The 2,613-nt window shown below is 43.9% G+C and carries 3 protein-coding genes and 3 tRNA genes; all 6 read right to left on the reverse strand.

Annotation, left to right across the window (positions count from 1 at the left end):
- Nucleotides 1–40: 40 nt before the first annotated feature.
- Nucleotides 41–115 (reverse strand) — tRNA-Gly (locus tag IJN28_05060).
- Nucleotides 116–120: 5 nt separating this feature from the next.
- A tRNA-Phe gene (locus IJN28_05065) sits at nt 121–196 on the reverse strand.
- Nucleotides 197–200: 4 nt separating this feature from the next.
- Nucleotides 201–277, reverse strand: a tRNA-Asp gene (locus IJN28_05070).
- Between the two features lie 140 nt (nt 278–417).
- Entirely contained in the window at nt 418–1,110 is a 693-nt protein-coding gene (locus IJN28_05075; protein ID MBQ6713139.1) for a hypothetical protein, read from the reverse strand.
- 98 nt (nt 1,111–1,208) lie between these two features.
- Nucleotides 1,209–2,327 carry a sodium ion-translocating decarboxylase subunit beta gene (locus tag IJN28_05080; protein MBQ6713140.1) on the reverse strand — a complete coding sequence of 373 codons (1,119 nt, stop codon included), beginning with the start codon at nt 2,325–2,327 and terminating at the stop codon, nt 1,209–1,211.
- 29 nt (nt 2,328–2,356) lie between these two features.
- Nucleotides 2,357–2,611, reverse strand: coding sequence for an OadG family protein (locus IJN28_05085; GenBank protein MBQ6713141.1), 255 nt, complete (start codon nt 2,609–2,611; stop codon nt 2,357–2,359).
- Between the last annotated feature and the right edge of the window lie 2 nt (nt 2,612–2,613).

Below are 2,613 nucleotides of genomic sequence, written 5' to 3' on the forward strand. Positions count from 1 at the left end.
AGACCTCTGCCTTACCACTTGGCTATGTCGCCTCTAGAGTTGGAGCGGGAAACGAGATTCGAACTCGCGACCCTCGCCTTGGCAAGGCGATGCTCTACCGCTGAGCTATTCCCGCTTAAATGGTGCCTCAGGACGGAATCGAACCGCCGACACGGGGATTTTCAATCCCCTGCTCTACCAACTGAGCTACCGAGGCAAAATGGCGACCCGGAAGGGACTCGAACCCTCGACCTCCGCCGTGACAGGGCGGCATTCTAACCAACTAAACTACCGGGCCATTTTTATTGATATCGTCGTGTGACGACATATAATAATTTACCGCATATCTATGTTTTTGTCAACCCTTTTTTGATATTCTTTTTTAATTTTTTCCAAAAAGATATCAACCGTTTTTATTCTGATACGAAATTCTATTTCTCAATTCGTGCTGCCTGCTACATCTATTTCTTTTCTGACTTTTTCAAGCATCGGAATAAAGTGCTCTTTCATTTTCCGTGTTAGTTCCCCTATTTCTGTTGCATCGAATTCGGTAATCAGTTGAGGCATTTTTAATACACGAAGTTCACCAAAAAATTCGTCACGATAAATGTTGTAATACAATGCAAAGTTACTTTCTGAAACGAAGTCGGTATAGTCAAGGATCAAAAATGAACCGTTTATGATACGAATCGAAGAGTGCGGATGAATGAATAGATCAAATCCCAATATCGATTGCGGCAACTCAGAAATATAATCCCAATCCGCAATCCCTTTTTCCGCGAAGATCGTTCCAAGCTCATCTTGCGGAAATTGACGCAGTTTGCGAAGCGATGTTGCCATGCCATCATTGAGCATTCGCTTGAGCTCTGCCAAGTCGCTTGTTATGTAATCGATCTGGCAAAAGAGATTTAATCCGATCTCTTCCTGTGCATGATATTCTCCGAGCGATGCATTGTAGATGATAAAAAATTTTCGATGGATCGAACTGTCTTCATAGGTAAACAGTCGATAAAATCCATCTACGATCTCTCGATTGATCGTTAAGTGAAAGCCTTCCAATTCTTGCGGAAGCTCTGCAAAGTAGTCCCACTCTTCTATTTGACTACGTATTTCATCTTTTATTTTACTCATGATTTCATCACCAATTTATTAGTATTCGTACTTATCTTACAAAACCCTGCCAAAAAAAATAAAAATACGGCACCTTAAAAGATGCCGTATCTTATTGATTACTGGAACATAGCAAGCATCGTGCCTGCTGCAACTGCCGTACCGATAACACCTGCAACGTTCGGTCCCATTGCATGCATCAAGAGGAAGTTGCTCGGATTTGCTTTCTGACCTTCGATCTGACATACACGAGCTGCCATCGGCACTGCGGATACGCCTGCTGCACCGATAATCGGATTGATCTTACCGCCACTCAGTTTGCACATTACTTTACCAAGCAATACGCCTGCTGCCGTACCTACTGCGAATGCAACGAGGCCAAGCAAGATGATCTTGATCGTCTGAATCTGCAAAAATCCTTCAGCCGACATCGTAAGACCTGTACCAAGCCCCAAGAAGATCGTTACGATATTGATAAGAGAGTTCTGTGCTGTATCCGACAAGCGATCTGTTACACCGGATTCTCTGAAAAGATTACCAAGCATCAACATACCGATCAATGATGCGATCGACGGAAGAAGCAAACTGATTACGATCGTCGTTACAACAGGGAATGCAATACGTTCGAACTTCGTTACCTGTCGAAGCTGTCCCATCTCGATCTCACGTTCTTTTTGCGTTGTCAACAGACGAATGATCGGCGGCTGAATGAGCGGTACGAGCGACATATAAGAATATGCTGCAACCGCGATCGCGCCCAAGAGATGCGGTGCTAATTTGATCGTCATATAGATAGCAGTCGGGCCATCGGCACCACCGATGATACCGATTGCAGAAGCTTCCTGCGCAGTAAAGCCTATAATCATGGCACCTACCAATGCAATAAATACGCCAAATTGTGCTGCGGCTCCCAAAAATAACATTCTCGGATTGGCAATGAGCGGACCAAAGTCAGTCATCGCACCAACGCCCAAAAAAATGAGCGGAGGGAATATTTCATGTTCGATTCCGTATCCGATAGCAGACATAACGCCCGGCTGGTCAAACCCCGTATTCGGGAAGTTTGCCAAAATACAACCAAATGCGATCGGACCAAGCAAAAGCGGTTCGAATTTTTTACCGAATGCCAAGTACAGAAGAATCAATCCAACCAAAATCATAATCAGATTGCCTACAGTCAGGCCGGCATATCCGCTATTTGCCCATACTTCATATATAGCTACTCCAAAAATATCCACTTATTATCACACCCTTTATTTCTTTTCAATCATTGTCTTTCGATCGATTCTCGATCCATAACAGCTTCATAGTCCACGAGTTCCGCTTCTTCTTGCGTCATTCTCGGTTCCTCAACAACAGGAGCTGCAACAACGATCGGAGCAAGCGGTTCCGGTTCTTCTTGTACCGAATTTTTTGTCGGATCGAGCTTGTGAATCAATTCAATTACAAGTCCTAACAAAAAAAGAACTACGAAAACGATCGTCATGTTTACGACCATGATCATCATCGGATTGTCTGTCATAC

The organism is Selenomonadales bacterium (assembly GCA_017442105.1).
In the GTDB taxonomy this organism is placed as follows: domain Bacteria; phylum Bacillota; class Negativicutes; order RGIG982; family RGIG982; genus RGIG982.

Excerpts from the sequence above, each read along its gene's own strand:
- IJN28_05075 (MBQ6713139.1), bottom strand. The coding sequence starts at position 1,110 with ATGAGTAAAATAAAAGATGAAATACGTAGTCAAATAGAAGAGTGGGAC.
- IJN28_05085 (MBQ6713141.1), bottom strand. The coding sequence starts at position 2,611 with ATGACAGACAATCCGATGATGATCATGGTCGTAAACATGACGATCGTT.